The 16,163-nt window shown below is 64.7% G+C and carries 12 protein-coding genes and 2 pseudogenes; 8 read left to right on the top strand and 6 right to left on the bottom strand.

Annotated elements, in window-relative coordinates; translation table 11 throughout:
* Positions 1 to 5: 5 nt before the first annotated feature.
* From M0765_RS01280 to M0765_RS01265, 4 genes are read right to left on the bottom strand one after another with little or no spacing between them, the layout of a single operon-like run.
* A complete protein-coding gene (locus M0765_RS01280; RefSeq protein ID WP_126746207.1) occupies positions 6 to 743 on the bottom strand; it encodes an aldolase in 738 nt (245 codons plus the stop codon).
* 40 nt (positions 744 to 783) lie between these two features.
* Complete coding sequence (locus tag M0765_RS01275; RefSeq protein ID WP_258501540.1) at positions 784 to 1,425, bottom strand: 2-dehydro-3-deoxy-6-phosphogalactonate aldolase; 642 nt, start codon at positions 1,423 to 1,425, stop codon at positions 784 to 786.
* Positions 1,422 to 2,330, bottom strand: coding sequence for a 2-dehydro-3-deoxygalactonokinase (locus M0765_RS01270; RefSeq protein ID WP_258501539.1), 909 nt, complete (start codon positions 2,328 to 2,330; stop codon positions 1,422 to 1,424). The genes M0765_RS01275 and M0765_RS01270 overlap by 4 nt, the downstream gene beginning before the upstream one ends.
* 1 nt (position 2,331) lies before the next feature.
* Positions 2,332 to 4,071: an IlvD/Edd family dehydratase gene (locus tag M0765_RS01265; protein WP_258501538.1), complete on the bottom strand. Its 1,740-nt coding sequence runs from the start codon at positions 4,069 to 4,071 to the stop codon at positions 2,332 to 2,334.
* A 199-nt stretch (positions 4,072 to 4,270) separates the two neighbouring features.
* Here M0765_RS01265 and M0765_RS01260 point away from each other — a divergent pair, with 199 nt between their 5' ends.
* The 5 genes and pseudogenes from M0765_RS01260 to M0765_RS01240 all read left to right on the top strand — a co-directional run bounded on the left by M0765_RS01260 (position 4,271) and on the right by M0765_RS01240 (position 9,239).
* Positions 4,271 to 5,020 (top strand): FadR/GntR family transcriptional regulator, encoded by a 750-nt coding sequence (locus M0765_RS01260; RefSeq protein ID WP_126746203.1) that lies wholly within the window; start codon positions 4,271 to 4,273, stop codon positions 5,018 to 5,020.
* A 48-nt stretch (positions 5,021 to 5,068) separates the two neighbouring features.
* Positions 5,069 to 5,614 carry a TRAP transporter small permease gene (locus M0765_RS01255; protein ID WP_258501537.1) on the top strand — a complete coding sequence of 182 codons (546 nt, stop codon included), beginning with the start codon at positions 5,069 to 5,071 and terminating at the stop codon, positions 5,612 to 5,614.
* Positions 5,611 to 6,912 carry a TRAP transporter large permease gene (locus tag M0765_RS01250; protein ID WP_258501534.1) on the top strand — a complete coding sequence of 434 codons (1,302 nt, stop codon included), beginning with the start codon at positions 5,611 to 5,613 and terminating at the stop codon, positions 6,910 to 6,912. Before M0765_RS01255 ends, M0765_RS01250 begins: the two co-directional genes overlap by 4 nt.
* 47 nt (positions 6,913 to 6,959) lie before the next feature.
* The gene (locus M0765_RS01245; RefSeq protein WP_258501533.1) at positions 6,960 to 7,970 is read left to right on the top strand and encodes a TRAP transporter substrate-binding protein; all 1,011 of its coding nucleotides are present in this window, start codon (positions 6,960 to 6,962) and stop codon (positions 7,968 to 7,970) included.
* 73 nt (positions 7,971 to 8,043) lie between these two features.
* Positions 8,044 to 9,239 (top strand): annotated as a pseudogene (locus tag M0765_RS01240) (mandelate racemase/muconate lactonizing enzyme family protein).
* Positions 9,240 to 9,262: 23 nt separating this feature from the next.
* On the opposite strand, the gene M0765_RS01235 reads toward M0765_RS01240, so the two are convergent.
* Positions 9,263 to 10,276, bottom strand: coding sequence for an endonuclease/exonuclease/phosphatase family protein (locus tag M0765_RS01235; RefSeq protein WP_258501532.1), 1,014 nt, complete (start codon positions 10,274 to 10,276; stop codon positions 9,263 to 9,265).
* A gap of 204 nt (positions 10,277 to 10,480) precedes the next feature.
* Between M0765_RS01235 and M0765_RS01230 the strand changes: the two genes are divergently transcribed.
* Positions 10,481 to 10,912 carry a hypothetical protein gene (locus M0765_RS01230; protein WP_258501531.1) on the top strand — a complete coding sequence of 144 codons (432 nt, stop codon included), beginning with the start codon at positions 10,481 to 10,483 and terminating at the stop codon, positions 10,910 to 10,912.
* A 78-nt stretch (positions 10,913 to 10,990) separates the two neighbouring features.
* Here M0765_RS01230 and M0765_RS01225 read toward each other — a convergent pair whose 3' ends face one another.
* Positions 10,991 to 12,808: a DEAD/DEAH box helicase gene (locus M0765_RS01225; protein ID WP_258501529.1), complete on the bottom strand. Its 1,818-nt coding sequence runs from the start codon at positions 12,806 to 12,808 to the stop codon at positions 10,991 to 10,993.
* 300 nt (positions 12,809 to 13,108) lie between these two features.
* Here M0765_RS01225 and ettA point away from each other — a divergent pair, with 300 nt between their 5' ends.
* Both ettA and M0765_RS29365 read left to right on the top strand, forming a co-directional pair.
* The gene (ettA, locus tag M0765_RS01220; protein ID WP_126746195.1) at positions 13,109 to 14,770 is read left to right on the top strand and encodes an energy-dependent translational throttle protein EttA; all 1,662 of its coding nucleotides are present in this window, start codon (positions 13,109 to 13,111) and stop codon (positions 14,768 to 14,770) included.
* 109 nt (positions 14,771 to 14,879) lie between these two features.
* Positions 14,880 to 16,162: pseudogene (locus tag M0765_RS29365) on the top strand (PQQ-dependent sugar dehydrogenase).
* Position 16,163: the final 1 nt, after the last annotated feature.

Raw genomic sequence — 16,163 nt, 5'->3', positions numbered from 1 at the left:
GGACGTCAGCCGTGTGGCGGAGGCAGCATGCGCCGGAGCGCTTCGAAGAACAGGTCGGACTGCTCGCGTTCGCCCTGGATTTGCGCGGCTGCGTGGGCGGCCATCTCGGGGTCGACAGGAACCAGCGGGCGACCGGTCGATTGCGCAATCACCTGGTGCAGGCTTGCGCGTTCGAGATAGTAGAGATCGTCGTAAGCGTGCGCAATGGTGGCGCCCGCCACGACGACGCCGTGGTTCGCGAGAAAGGCCACGTCTTTTCCCACCATGGCGCGTGCGATGCGCTCGCCCTCGGCATCGTCGAGCGCGAGCCCGTTGTACACCGCGTCGATCGCGATGCGGTTCATGTAGCGCATGGCGTTCTGGCTCAGCGTGGGATCGAGCGCGCGATCGACCGTGAGCGTGAGCGCGGTCGCGTAGGGCATGTGGCAGTGCAGCACGACGGCGTGGCCGGTAATGCGGTGCACCGCGCCGTGGATGAAGAGGGCGGTCGGTTCCACCCGGTGGCGGCCGGCAAGCACCTCGCCGTGCACGTCGATCAGAACGATGTCGTCGGGCCCGATCTCGCTCCAGTGCAGGCCGCGAGGGTTGATCAGGTAGCGGTCTTGCGCGCCCGGGAGCATCACGCTGAAATGGTTGCAGACCCCTTCGGACAGGCCGTGGTGTGCGGCTGCGCGCAATGCGAGCGCAAGGTCTTCGCGCAACTTGCGCACGGCGGGGCTGGCGTAGTCTGAATCTGCGGACATCGACGGGGCCTCGTGGATGTGGTTGAAAGAAAAAAGTGCTTCAGGCGTGGATTGCACCCGCATAGGCCGCAACGAACCTCTGAGCATCGGCGCGCACCTCCGAGGCTTGCTTGCCCGGCTTGTACAACGCCGATCCGATGCCGAAGCCGGACGCGCCAGCCGCGCGCCACTCGGCCATGTTGGCTGGCGTGATGCCGCCCACGGGCATCAGCGGCGTGCCGGTGGGCAACACGGCGAGCAATGCCTTCACCACCGCGGGCGAAGCCAGTTCGGCCGGAAAGAGCTTGAGCCCGGTCGCGCCCGCCGCCAGTGCGCCGAAGGCTTCGGTCGGCGTCATCACGCCGGGCAGGCAGACCATGCCGAGCCGCACCGCTTCGGCGATGACTTCGGCGTTGAAGTTGGGAGAGACGATGAGCTCGCCGCCGGCCGAATGCACATAGCGCACCTGCTGCGCATCGAGCACCGTGCCGGCGCCCACGAGCGCTTGCGGAAAGCGCGTGCGCATCAGCGTGATGCTGGCGTAGGGCTTGGGCGAATTGAGCGGCACTTCGAGCAGCCGGAAGCCCGATTCGACGATCGCGTCGCCCACATCGGCGGCCTCGGGCGGCGTGAGCCCGCGCAGGATGGCGACCAGCGGCAGCTCGCGCATCGCGGCGTCGAATTTTTCTTGGGGAGTCGTCATGAGGGTGTTCTGTCTGCGTCGAGAAAACCGGACAGCGCGTGCAGCCCGGCCCAGGTGGCTTCGGCGCCGAGCGTGCGGGTGGCGGTGCCGGTGGCGCTCAGCGCGAGCGTGTAGCGCTGCGTCAGCGCAGGGGAGCCGATCAGCACCACTTCGCCGAAGGCATGCAGCGATTGCGTGCGCAGCTCTTCGCCGATCAACAGGCCCGAGAGATAGCTCGCAAGCTCCTGCGTGGGCATGCGTTCGAACAGCGCCAGCGTGCGTGCGCCGAAAGCGTTGTGCAGCAAGCCCTGGCCGTTGTCGGCGCGGGTAACGCCTTGCACAAAAGCGGCTTCGTCGAGCGGTGCATCGACGGCAAGCGTGCGCGCAAGAATCGAATGCTGGCTCAGCAGCGCATAGAACTCGCCGGTCATGAAGGTGCGAAAGCCCGTGACGCGGCCCTTCTTGACCGTGGCCCACTTGTTGTGGGTTCCCGGCAGAACGAAGACGCCTTTGTCGACATCCATCAATGCCATGGCGCCGAAGATCTGCACTTCTTCGCCGCGCATGACATCGGGAACGCCGTCGTGCTCGTCGCTGAGGCCCGGCACGATGGCAATGCGCGAACCCGGCCGCGCATCGATGTCGATGATCTTGCGGCCCACTTCGACGCGGCCTGCGGGGCAGGCGCAATACGGCGCCTCGACCCAGCCCTGCTTGCTGCCGGCCATGCCGGAGATCAGGCAGCGTGTGCCTTCTGGCTGCATCCAGTCGCCGAACAGCTCATCGAACACCGCAGGAAAGCCGCCCGCGGGCACCTTGAGAATGCCGCGCGTGTCGCTCCGCTCTTCGAGCACCTTGCCACCCGCGTCGAGCAATGCGCCGCGCAGGGAACTCGTGCCCCAGTCGATGGCTACCAGTCTTGTCATCCTAGTGATTGTCGCGCGGCACAAAGCTTCCGCGGCGGCCGCGCAGGAAGGCCAGGTCGGCCCCCTGGTCGGCCTGCAGCACCGTGTCGACATAGAGCTTCCAGTAGCCCGAATCGAGCGGCGCCTTGGGCGCGACCCATTTTTCGAGCCGCTTGGCCAGTTCTTCGTCGCTCACGTGCAGGTGCAGCTTGCGGTTGGGCACGTCGAGCTCGACGATGTCACCGTCCTGCACCAGCGCGAGCGGGCCGCCCGCGGCGGCTTCGGGCGACGTGTGCAGAACCACCGTGCCGTAGGCCGTGCCGCTCATGCGCGCATCGCTGATGCGGACCATGTCGGTAATGCCCTTGCGCAGCACCTTCGGCGGCAGCGGCATGTTGCCCGACTCCGCCATGCCGGGATAGCCGCGCGGACCGCAATTCTTCAGCACCATGACGCAGTGCTCGTCGATGTCCAGGTTCTCGTCGTCGATGCGCTTGTGCAGGTCGTCGGCGTTTTCGAACACCACCGCGCGGCCCTTGTGCACCAGCAGTTCGGGCGTGGCGGCGCTCGGCTTGATGATGGCGCCGTTGGGCGCGAGGTTGCCGCGCAGCACGCAGATGCCGGCCTTGTCCTTGAAGGGCTCTGCCAGCGGACGGATCACCTGCGGGTTGTAGTTTTCGGCGTCCTTCACGTTGTCCCACAGCGTCTGGCCGTTGGCGGTGATGGCGTCCTTGTGCAGGTGCTCCGCAATCTCCTTGATGACCACCGGCAGGCCGCCCGCGTAGCAGAAGTCTTCCATCAGGAAGCGGCCCGAGGGCTGCAGGTCGACCAGGCAGGGCAACTCGGAAGCCAGCCGGTCGAAGTCGTCGAGCGAAAGATCGACGCCGATGCGGCCCGCAATGGCCAGCAGGTGAATCACCAGGTTGGTCGAGCCGCCGATGGCCGCATTGACCTTGATGGCGTTTTCGATGGCCTGGCGCGTGAGGATCTTCGACATGTTGAGGTCTTCATGGACCATGTCGACGATGCGGCGGCCGGCCATGCGCGCCAGCACGTTGCGGCGGCCGTCGACCGCCGGATACGCCGCATTGCCCGGCAGGCCGATGCCGAGCGATTCGACCATGCAGGCCATGGTGCTTGCGGTGCCCATGGTCATGCAGTGGCCGTGGCTGCGGTGCATGCAGCTCTCGGCTTCGAAGAAGTCTTTGAGCTTGAGCGTGCCGGCGCGCACCTGCTCGCTCATTTGCCACACGCCGGTGCCCGAGCCCAGTTCCTGGCCGCGCCATTTGCCCGAGAGCATGGGGCCGCCCGAGACACCGATGGTCGGCAGGTCGACGCTGGCCGCGCCCATCATGAGCGCGGGCGTGGTCTTGTCGCAGCCCATGAGCAGCACCACGCCGTCGAGCGGGTTGCCGCGAATGCTTTCTTCCACGTCCATGCTCGCAAGGTTGCGGTACAGCATGGCCGTGGGGCGCAGCAGCGTTTCGCCGAGCGACATGACCGGAAACTCGACGGGAAAACCGCCTGCCTCGTACACGCCGATCTTCACTTGCTCGGCAAGCGTACGGAAGTGCGAATTGCAGGGCGTGAGTTCGCTGAAGGTGTTGCAAATGCCGATGACCGGACGCCCGTCGAACTGGTCGTGCGGCACACCCTTGCCCTTCATCCAGCTTCGATAGATGAAGCCGTCGCGGTCATTGCGGCCGAACCATTGCTGGCTGCGCAGGTCTTCGGGATTTTTCTTCTTCGGCGGGGTGGTCATCGCTTGTCTCCGGGTAACTGGAAGTGTGCCGGCAGGTCAGGGTTTTTCCTGCCGAAATGCGTTTTCAATCATCATATGATAAGCGTGAGACGCTGTCACGGCGTTCAGGGTTTTCGAGTGGCTGGCGGTGTGCGCGGCCGGTCATTAACGCCAAGAAGCAAGAGCAAGAAAACCCAACAAAGACAAACAACAGGCACGCATGATCAAGAACGTTCACGGCAATACCGTCGACCGCATCGGAAGCGACATCGTCGCTGGCCGCTATGCGCCTGGCGCGTCCATTCCGCCGGAACCTCTTCTGTGCGAGGAGCTCGGCGTCAGCCGCACCGTGATTCGCGAATCGATCAAGTCGCTGATTGCCAAGGGGCTTGTCACCAGCGGGCCCAAGGTCGGCACGCGTGTGCAGCCGGCGGACCAGTGGAACTGGTTCGATGCCGACGTGATCGTCTGGCAGACCGAGGCGGGCCTGTCGGCCGAGTTTTTGCGCGACCTGCAGGACCTGCGCCGCGTGGTCGAGCCCGCCGCCGTGGGGCTGGCCGCTCTGCGCGCCACGGCCGAAGACATCGCCGACATGGAGGAAGCCTACGCGGGCATGAAGCGCGCCATCGAGTTCGGCGGCGACTACATCACGCCCGACCTGCGTTTTCATCAAGGGCTCATCCGCTCCAGCCACAACCGCATGCTGGTGCAGATGAGCCGCGCGCTGGGGGCGCTGCTGCGCACGAGCTTCGAAATATCGACCAGCCGCAAGAACGGGCCCGCCAGTTCGCTGCCGCTGCATCGCGCGGTGCTCGACGCCGTGATTGCGCGAGACTCCGCACGCGCCGAAAAAGCCGTGCTGGTGCTGATCGACGGTGCGCGCCACGACATCGAGCAGGTGCTCGCCTCGCGCAAGAAGCTCCCGCGCATCAGCCGTCCGGCCACCAGGCTCAAGGCGTTTCCGCTCTAGCGAGCAAAAGATTCATAACAACAGCAGAAGCAAAAAGGAGATGGACTCATGAATAGGGTGATCGATGGATTTTTCCGTGTGCTGGAATTCCTGGTAGTGGTGTGCATGGTGGCCATGGTCGTCATGGTGTTCGGCAACGTGGTGCTTCGCTACGGCTTCAACTCGGGCATCTCTGTGTCCGACGAGATGTCGCGCTACTGCTTCATCTGGCTCACCTACATCGGTGCCATGGTGGCAATGCGCGAAGGCGCGCACCTGGGCGTCGACACGCTCATCAAGCGGCTGCCGCTGGGCGGCAAGAAGTTCTGCTTCTTCATGAGCCAGTCGCTCATGCTGTTCTGCAACGTGCTGTTCCTCATGGGCACGTATGAAATGCACGAGCTGCAAGTCACCAACATATCTCCGGTGGTCGGCATCTCGATGATCTGGATCTACGGCATCGGCTACGTGGTTGCCGTGGTCATGGGCATCTTCAATATCGAAAAGCTGTGGCGGCTGTTCCGCGGAAGGGTCCCGGAGCAGGAGTTGATTCAGGTCATGGAATCCGAAGAGCAAGTGCTCGAAGTGTCCGCACACGGCAAGGTGGCGCAATGACAGTCACCATCTTCATCGTGTCGCTGCTCGGTGCAATGGCGCTGGGTATTCCAATTTCGTATTCGCTGCTGGTGTGCGGCGTATCGCTGATGGGCTGGCTTGCCTACACCGGTGGCCTGCCGGCGTTCGACAGCCAGATCATTGCGCAGCGCTTCGTCGACGGCGCCGACAACTTTCCGCTGCTCGCCGTACCGTTCTTCCTTCTGGCCGGCGAGTTCATGAACGCCGGCGGACTGAGCCGGCGCATCGTCAACCTGGCGATGGCGTGGGTCGGTCACTACCGGGGCGGCATGGGCTACGTGGCGGTGCTGGCGGCCATCATCATGGCGTCGCTGTCGGGCTCTGCCGTGGCCGACACGGCCGCGCTGGCCGCACTGCTGATTCCCATGATGAAGGCAGCCGGCTACCGGCTCGATCGCTCGGCCGGCCTGATTGCCGCGGGCGGCATCATCGCGCCGGTCATTCCGCCGTCGATCGGTCTCATCGTGTTCGGTGTGGCCGGCAACGTGTCGATCACCAAGCTGTTTCTGGCCGGCATCGTGCCGGGCATCCTGATGGGCGTCGCCGTGGGCATCGCCTGGTGGATCGTCGCCAAGAAGGAGGACGTGAAGTCCGCGCCGCGCGTGGGCTGGGGCGAACGGCTCAAGGTCACGGCGCAGGGCAGCCTGGCGCTGGCGCTGCCCCTCATCATCATCGGCGGCATGAAGTTCGGCATCTTCACTCCGACCGAAGCGGCGGTGGTGGCGGCGGTCTATTCGCTGATCGTCGGCCTTTTCGTCTACGGCGAGCTCAAGTTCAAAGACCTGTACCGGCTCACGCTGGCCGCCGGCAAGACGACCGCCGTGGTGATGTTTCTCGTGGCGGCCGCGATGGTGAGCGCGTGGCTCATCACGGTAGCCAACATCCCGGGCGAAGTGGTGTCGCTGCTCGAGCCGTTCCTGGACAACAAGGTCTTGCTGATGTTCGTGATGATGGTGCTCATCGTCATCGTGGGCACCGCGCTCGACTTCACGCCCACCGTGCTGATTCTTACGCCCGTGCTGATGCCGGTGGTGCTCAAGGCCGGGATCGATCCGGTGTACTTCGGCGTGCTGTTCATCATGAACAACGCCATCGGCCTCATCACGCCGCCCGTGGGTACGGTGCTCAACGTGGTGAGCGGCGTGGCGCGCATCTCGATGGACGACGCCTTCAAGGGCGTGATGCCGTTCTTCATCGCTCACCTGGTCGTGTTGTTCACGCTGGTGTTCTTCCCTCAGATCGTGACCGTTCCGCTCCAGTGGTGGATGGGTCGCTAGTTGCTTTTTTCGTCAGTTCATTCAACCTCAATCGAAGGAGACAAACCATGTTGTTCCGCAGAACCCTGATGACCGCCGCCCTCGTGGCCGGCGGCCTGCTGGCATCGACCGGTGCCATTGCGCAATTTGCCGAGCGCACCATCAAGTTCACCAATGGCGTGAACGAAGACCACCCGGTGGGCGTGGGCGTCAAGAAGATGCAAGAGGTGCTGGCCGCCAAGACCGGCGGCAAGATGAAGATCGTCGCCTTCTGGGGCGGCGCCGCCGGCGGCGACCTGCCGGCCACGCAGGCGCTTCGCGCCGGCACGCAAGAAATGGTGTGCACCTCCAGCTCGCCGCTGGTCGGCATTGTGAAGGAGCTCGGCGCGTTCGACCTGCCGTTCCTGTTTGCGAACGAGAAGGAGGCCGATGCGGTGCTCGACGGCCCAGCCGGTGAATACTTCAACAAGAAGCTCGAAGCCGCGGGCCTGGTGAACCTGGCCTACTGGGAGAACGGCTTCCGCAACCTGACCAACAGCAAGAAGCCGGTAGCCAAGCCCGAGGACTTCGAAGGCGTGAAGCTGCGCGTGATGCAGAACAACATCTTCCTGGACTCGTTCAAGACGCTGGGCGCCAATGCCGTACCTATGGCCTTTGGCGAAGTGTTCACCGCACTTGAAACCCGCACCATCGACGGCCAGGAAAACCCCTTCGTGACCATCGAGACCTCGAAGTTCAGTGAAGTGCAGAAGTACCTGAGCGTGACGCGCCATGCCTACACGCCTTTCCTCATTCTCTACAGCAAGAAACTGTGGGACCAGCTCAACCCGCAAGAGCAGGCCGTGCTGCGCGAAGCCGCCAAGGAAGGCCAGAAGGTCCAGCGCGAAGCCAATCGCGCGCTCAACGAGAAGGCGCTTGCCAACCTGCGCAAGACCATGACGGTGAACGACGTGTCGCCGGCCGAGCAGAAGCGCATGCTGGACAAGGTGAAGCCCGTGTACGACAAGAACGTGCCCAACATCGGCGCCGAAGCCGTGGGCGTGGTGACCGACGCGCTGAAGAAGGCGCGCGGCGGCTGATCGATTCCTGACGTGGTATCGGGGCCGCGCAGCGCAAGCTGCCGCGGCCCTTTTTCTTGTGGAGTTTCAAAAATTGAAGATCACCGAAGTCGAAACCATCCGCCTGGGCGAGTTTCCCAACATCGTGTGGGTGCGCCTGCACACCGACGAGGGCCTGGTCGGCCTTGGCGAAACCTTCATGGGCGCCGAGGCGGTCGAAGCCTATCTGCATGAATGGGCGGCGCTGAAGCTGCTCGGTACCGATCCGCTGCAGATCGAGGCGCGCAACCGCGACATCACCGGCTACCTGGGCTGGCGTGGGTCGGGCGTGGAAACGCGCGGCAACTCGGCCATCGACATTGCGCTGTGGGACTTGTTCGGCAAGGCCGCCAACATGCCGGTGCACACCGCCCTGGGCGGCAAGAGCCGCGATGCGATCCGTATCTACAACACCTGTGCCGGCTACCAGTACATCCGCAGCGCCACCAACCAGACCAGCTCCAACTGGGGCCTGGCCAACAACAACGGGCCCTACGAAGACCTGCAGGGCTTCCTGAATCATGCCGACGAACTGGCCGAATCGCTGCTGTCCGAAGGCATCACGGCCATGAAGATCTGGCCCTTCGACCCGGCCGCGGAAAAGAGCCACGGCCAGTACATCAGCAATGCCGATCTCGACACCGCACTGGAGCCATTCCGAAAGATCCGCAACGCCGTCGGCAGCAAGATGGACATCATGGTCGAGTTCCACAGCCTGTGGCGCCTACCGATGGCTCAAAGATCGCCCGTGCGCTGAAGGAGTTCGACACCTTCTGGCACGAAGACGCGATCCGCATGGACAGCCTCGACCTGCTCAAGCAGTACGCGAAGGATTGCGATGCGCTCATCTGCGCGAGCGAGACGCTCAGCTACAAGTGGGGCTTCAAGGACTACCTGCAGACCGGAGTGGCCGGCGTGGCCATGCTCGACCTGAGCTGGTGCGGCGGCCTTACCGAAGCGCGCAAGATCGCAGCCATGGCCGATGCCTGGCAACTGCCGGTGGCGCCGCACGATTGCACCGGCCCCGTGGTCTGGGCCGCGTCGACGCACCTGAGCCTGCATGCGCCGAACGCGCTCATCCAGGAGAGCGTGCGCGCCTTCTTCACCGGCTGGTACAAGGAGCTCGTTACCGAGCTGCCGAAGGTGGAGAACGGCATGATCAGCCTGAACGACAAGCCCGGGCTCGGCCTGGAACTGCTGCCAGACCTGCACAAGCGGGCCGACGCGATGGTGCGGGTTTCGAAGCTCTGACCGAGCTTCGTTGCGGCCGACGCTCAATCGGTGCGCAGCCTCAGCAGCGCCCGCACAAAACCGTGGTCCGAGCGTGAACGGTCGCGCCCTTCGTGCAGGTGGTCGTTGAAATAGTCGACCCGGCGCACGTCGCCAAGGCTGCGCCGGCTGGCCGCAACGAACTCCTCGCTCACGAAGATCTGGTCGAGCACCGCCGGAAAGCCCTGGTGGATGTGCGAATAGGCCACGTCTTTCTTGAGCGCCGATTCGCCCTGCATCTCGTAGGCGTTGAACAGCGCCACATCGCGCGCGGCCTTGTCGTAGGCCACATCGGAAGTGGCGGCCACCAGTTGCGTGGTCACGCTGTGCGGCTCGTCGTTGAAGTCGCCCATCACCACCAGCGGCGTGTCCGTGCCCTGCAGCAGGTCGATCACGATGCAGCGCAGGGCAGCCGCTTCAACGCCGCGCATGACGAGCGAGCGCAGCGAAGCCATGGCGCCCACCTTGCGGTCTTCCCGGTCCTCGAGGTGGTTGCCTTGTGCGTCCTGCAAAAACTTCGGACGCTTGGATTTGAGGTGCGCCGTGAGCACGTGCACCTGCTGCCCATGCTTCATGCGCAGCGTGACCAGGAAGGGCGGGCGCTCGAAGCGCGTGTGCGGGCCCAAGCCGGGCACATCGACGCCGAAGCCGGCCGGAAAGTCGACGAAGGACTGCGCATGGTCCACCTGCAGCCGCGTGGCAATGCCGACCCGCGGCGTGCCTTGTGCACCGTTGTGCGGCGGCGTGTTCTCGGCGCCCGGTACCGAAACGAAGTCATAACGCAGGCCGCTGCGCCCGATGGCAGCCTTCAGCGCGCTCTCGTCCCAGACCTCCTGCACCGCCAGTACATCGGCATTCAGCGCGTGAAAGCGCTCGCCGATCCAGCCGATCTTGCGGTCGTATTCGCGCTCGTCGTAGGCGTCCTGGTTCTCGTAATACACGCGGTGCGGGTTCGCGAGATTCAGCAGGTTGCACGTGGCAACGAAGAGCGTCGCGTAGTTGGGTGGGATGTATTGCATGGCTTCGGATTGTGTCGGGCCCGCATGCCGCGCGGCGCGACGCCTTTGGTATTAACGGGAGAAAACACGATCAATGGCGCTTTGTTGCGCAGCTGACAAAAGGCGCGAGAAATGTGCGGAATTTGCGTTCTTGCAACGTTCGTGTCGACACTTGTAAAACGACAATCCAGCGCTGCATCAAATTCCGAACGGGAGGAAATAGACATGAAGATTCGATCGACCTGCGCCATCTTGCTGGCGTGCATCGCACTTGCCGCCTGCCGGTCCGCCCCTTTGTACGAGCCGAGCCGGCGCGCGCTGGTTGCGGCGGAAGAAGACGAGGAGCGCACTGTCGTCGGCCAGCCGGTGCCCGGCACGGCCTTCGCCCAGCTGCGGCCCAGCATGAGCTACGCCGAAGTCATCAAGATCGCGGGCAAGCCCAACGCCGAGACCGTCAGGAACACGGGCAAAGCCTGGATTCCCACCTACAACGGCACCGACCGCTGGCGTCACTACCTGGCCTACAAGGGGCAGGGCGTGCTCGTCTTCGCCGGCACGGCGGGCGGAGAAATCGCCGAGATTTCGCGCACCAGGAATTACACGCCGGACGTGCTGATCCAGATCGTGCACAACCCGGCCGACAGCGGAAAGCTCTGAGCGACCCGGAAAAAAACAAAGGGCACCGAGGTGCCCTTTTTTTCAATTACGCGGTAGCTGTTCTAACCGCGCTTCGGCTCAACGGCCGAACGAGCGGCCGCCGCCACCGCCGGAGCGGTTGCCACCACCGCCGCCGCCGTAGCCGCCACCACCCGAGCGACCACCGCCGCCCGAACGGTTGCCGCCGTAGCCGCCACCGCCGCCGCCTGAACGGCCGCCGCGACCGCGGCCGCCACCCATGTGGTCGACGCTCGTGCGCAACGGATCCGGCTGGCCGTCGCCACCCGCGACCGCTTCGGCGCGCAGGTGCGCAACCTGGTTGGCTTGCGTCGGGCTGTGGCTGTTGCCGTGATGGCGCGGTTGGCGCTCGTCATGCGGCAGGTGATTCTGCTGTTGATGATGCTGGGGCGCGTGGTGCGGTGCGCGCGCCGGGCCTTGCGGTCCGCGGCCTTGTGCCGGGCGGGCAGCGCCCTGGCCGCGCGGGCCTTGGCCTTGGCCGCCGCCATTGGCGTTGCGGCCTTGACCGCCGCCACCTTGGCCGCCGCCGCGGCGTTGACCGCCGCCGTTGCCGCCACCACCACCGCCGGCGCGTTCGCCGCCACCCTGGCCGGCCTTGTTCTCGCGGATGCGTTGCAGCATTTCGGTGCGGGCGGCCTTGGCGGCTGCCTGCATCACATCGCGGCTTGGCGGACGGCCTGCGCCGCCCCAGATCGTCTGGCGGCCCATGGCGATGGGCTCGGCGCGTTCGCCGTCTTCAGGGCCGAAGCCTTCGATGAACTGCACCGGAATCGTCTGCTTGGTGAAGCGTTCGATTTCCTGCATGAAGCCTTCTTCGTCCAGGCAGACAAAGCTCACGGCCTCGCCGCTCGAACCGGCGCGGCCGGTGCGGCCGATGCGGTGCACGTAGTCTTCGCTGACGTTCGGGATTTCGTAGTTGACGACGTGCGGCAGCTCGTCGATGTCGATGCCGCGGGCCGCGATGTCGGTGGCCACCAGCGCGCGGATGTCGCCGCTCTTGAAGCCGGCCAGCGCCTGCGTACGTGCGCTCTGGCTCTTGTTGCCGTGCAGCGCCATCGCCTCGATGCCGTTCTTGGTCAGGAACTCGGCCACGCTGTTGGCGCCGAACTTGGTGCGCGTGAACACGAGCACCTGGCTCCACTTGTTCTCGTTGATGATGTGCGCGAGCAGCGCCTTCTTCTTGCCGCGGCCCACGGGGTGGATCACCTGGGTGATGCGCTGCACGGTGGTGTTGCGCGGCGTGACCTGGATGCTTTGCGGGTTCTTGAGCAGCGTGGCGGCCAAGTCGCGGATTTCGTCGCTGAAGGTGGCCGAGAACAGCAGGCTCTGCTTTTCCCGGGGCACCAGGGCGAGAATTTTCTTCACATCGTGGATGAAGCCCATGTCGAGCATGCGGTCGGCTTCGTCGAGGATCAGCATCTGCACCTGGCTCAGGTCGAGCATGCCTTGCTGCTGCAGGTCGAGCAGGCGGCCGGGGGTGGCCACGAGGATGTCGACGCCCTTCTTGAGCTTGCTGATCTGCGGGTTCATGCCCACGCCGCCGAAGATCACGGTGGAGTCGAGCTCCAGGTACTTGCCGTAGGTGCGGACCGACTCTTCGACCTGGGCCGCGAGTTCACGCGTGGGGGTGAGCACCAGGGCACGAATGCCGATGCCGCCGAACTTGTTGGTGGCGCTGGCGCCCATGCTGAGCTTGTGCAGCATCGGTAGGGTAAAGGCGGCCGTCTTGCCGGTGCCGGTCTGGGCGCCGCCCAGAAGGTCGTGGCCTTCGAGAACCGCGGGAATGGCTTGCGCCTGGATGGGGGTGGGGGTGTCGTAACCGTGCTCGTGCACAGCCTTCAAGATGGCGGGGGCCAGCTTCAGTTCATCAAAATTCATTGGAAACAATAAGCGCCATACACGGCGCAGTGGCATCGGCCCGCTAGGCGTCTTTTGGTAACGCCGAGCCAGTCAAGGCAGATGAAGGTCAGGGGTGGGAGCCGGAAAGTCCGCCCTCGCAAAAGGGTTGGAAAGGTCTTTCTTCGTCCCCGGCAGAGAGCCGGTGTTGCGGGCAACTGGACCCGGCAACGGTGCTTATTGTCGCATGAGTCGATAATCCATGGTTTGCCGCGTCCGAAAGCTTCTTCTGGCGCCCGCACTTTTCCCCCAATTTCCGCTACCCAAGGTAACTATCCACAGATGGCCCAATACGTCTATTCGATGAACCGTGTCAGCAAGACCGTGCCGCCCAAGCGGCAGCTCTTGAAAGACATTTCGCTCTCCTTCTTCCCCGGCGCCAAGATCGGCGTGCTCGGCCTGAACGGCTCGGGCAAGTCCACGCTGCTCAAGATCATGGCGGGCGTGGACAAGGAGTTCGAGGGCGAGGCGCTGCCCATGCCGGGCATGACGATCGGCTATCTGGAGCAGGAACCCAAGCTCAACCCCGAGCACACCGTGCGCGAATCGGTCGAGGAGTCCATGGGCGCGGTGTTTGCCGCCAAGGCGCGCCTCGAAGAGGTGTACATCGCCTATGGTGCCGAAGACGCCGACTTCGACGCGCTGGCGGCCGAGCAGGCCCAGCTCGAAGCCATCATTGCCACCGCCGGCACCGATTCCGAGCATCAGCTGGAAATTGCCGCCGATGCCCTCCGCCTTCCGCCGTGGGACGCAAAGATCGGCCTGCTGTCAGGCGGCGAAAAGCGGCGCGTGGCGCTGTGCCGCCTCTTGCTGTCCAAGCCCGACATGCTGCTGCTCGACGAGCCGACCAACCACTTGGACGCCGAATCGGTGGAGTGGCTCGAAGTGTTCTTGCAGCGCTTCACGGGCACCGTGGTGGCCATTACCCACGATCGCTACTTCCTCGACAACGCGGCCGAGTGGATCCTGGAAATGGACCGCGGCCGCGGCATTCCCTGGAAGGGCAACTACAGCACCTGGCTCGAGCAGAAGGGCGAACGCCTGGCGCAGGAGCAAAAGAGCGAAGAGGCCCACGCCAAGGCCCTGAAGAAGGAACTCGAGTGGTCGCGCCAGAACCCGAAGGCACGCCAGGCCAAGAGCAAATCCCGCCTGGCCCGCTTCGAAGAGCTGAGCGACATGGAATACCAGAAGCGCAACGAGACGCAGGAAATCTTCATTCCTGTGGCTGAGCGGCTGGGCCAGCAGGTGTTCGAGTTCCACAACGTCAGCAAGTCCTTCGGCGACCGCATGCTGATCGACAACCTGAGCTTCACCGTGCCGCCGGGCGCCATCGTCGGCATCATCGGCCCGAACGGCGCCGGCAAGTCGACGCTGTTCAAGCTGCTCGCGGGCAAGGAGAAGCCGGATTCGGGCGAGGTCATCATCGGCCAGACCGTGAAGATGGCCTTCGTCGACCAGCACCGCGACGAGCTGGCGTCCGAGAAGACCGTGTGGGAAGACATCTCGAACGGCCTGGACATCATCAATGTCGGCAAGTTCCAGATGGCGAGCCGCGCGTATGCGGGCCGCTTCAACTTCAACGGCGCCGACCAGCAGAAGAAGGTCGGCACGCTGTCGGGCGGTGAACGCGGCCGCCTGCACCTGGCCAAGACGCTGATCGCGGGCGGCAACGTGCTGCTGCTTGACGAACCGTCGAACGACCTGGACGTGGAAACCCTGCGCGCCCTGGAAGATGCACTGCTCGAGTTCGCCGGCACCGTGATGGTCATCAGCCACGATCGCTGGTTCCTCGACCGCATCGCCACGCACATCCTCGCGGCAGAAGGCGACAGCCAATGGACCTTCTTCAACGGCAACTACCAGGAGTACGAAGCCGACAAGAAGAAGCGCCTTGGCGAAGAAGGCGCCAAGCCCAAGCGCATGCGCTACAAGGCGCTCAAGTAACGCTGCCGCGGTGCTTACCAAATGAAACCGCCTTCGGGCGGTTTTTCTTTGCGCCCGGTCGGTCGCGGTGTCACCATGGTGCGGTCCATTCTGTCGAAAGAGGCCGGTCATGACGATGTCGACACGCATCCTCTGGTTCACCGCACCGATATGGCTGGCCGGTTGCGGCGGAGGGGGCGGCGGGGGCGGCAACTTTTCGCTTGCCGCGTTGGGTCCGCCGGCCGCGGTCACGACCCCATCCCCGGCACCGGCGCCCCAACCCGTTTCCGGCGCCGCGCCTGCACCGCCTTCCGGCCCGCTCCGCGTGACGGAACTGGCCACCGACTTGTCGAACCCCTGGAGCGTGGCTTTTCTGCCGGATGGCCGAATGCTCGTCACTCAGCGCGGCGGTCAACTGCGGCTACGCAACGCCGATGGCACGCCTGCCAATGGTGGGGCCGACACAGTGTGTTGTGTACCGGTGGTCGATACCGACGGCCAAGGCGGCCTGCTCGATGTGGCGCTCGATCCGGCCTTTGCCAGCAACGGCCGCATCTATCTGAGCTTCGCCGAGCGCGACAGTGCGAACGCCGCGCTCAACGGCACGGCCGTGGCACGCGCCCAACTCGATACCGCCAATCGCACGCTGAGCAACGTCGCGGTGATCTACCGGCAGGCTCCCAAGGTGAGCGGCAGCAGTGGGCACTACGGCTCACGCCTGGCATTCGACCGCCTGGGCTATCTGTTCGTGACCATGGGCGATCGCCAGATCGACACACAGCGCGGATTCGCGCAAGACCTGTCGCGCGGCAACGGCAAGGTGGCACGCCTTACGACGGAGGCGCCCCGGCGCCCGGCAATCCGAACTTCGGCGTCGCTGGCGCGCAGCCAGAGCTGTGGAGTTACGGCCACCGCAACCCGCAGGGCGCCGCGATGCGGCCGGGCACGGATCAGCTCTGGACCAGCGAGCACGGACCGCAGGGCGGCGACGAGATCAACCTCACACAGGCCGGCCGCAACTATGGTTGGCCGGTGATCAGCTATGGCCAGGAGTACGGCACCCTCACCCAGGTGGGCGAGGGCACCAGCAAGGCGGGCATGGAGCAGCCTGCGACCTGGTGGGAAAAGATCGACGGCTCGGTCTGGACCCCAGGCACGCAGAAGTCGTCGATCGCGCCGAGCGGAATGGCCTTCTACACCGCGACGAACATCCCGGAGTGGCAGGGCAACCTGTTCGTCGGGGCATTGGCCGGTACCGCGCTCTGGCGGCTCACGCTGAGCGGCGACACTGTCATCGGCCGCGAGCGCCTGCTCGCAGACCGCGGCGAGCGCGTGCGCGATGTTCGCCAGGGCCCGGACGGCTGGCTCTATGTGCTGACCGATAACGGCAAGCTGCTGCGCCTTCAGCGCTGAC

It is taken from the genome of Variovorax sp. S12S4 (assembly GCF_023195515.1).
GTDB lineage: Bacteria > Pseudomonadota > Gammaproteobacteria > Burkholderiales > Burkholderiaceae_C > Variovorax.
The sequence above is the reverse complement of the archived record's forward strand: the minus strand, read 5'-3'. Positions and strand labels throughout refer to the sequence as shown.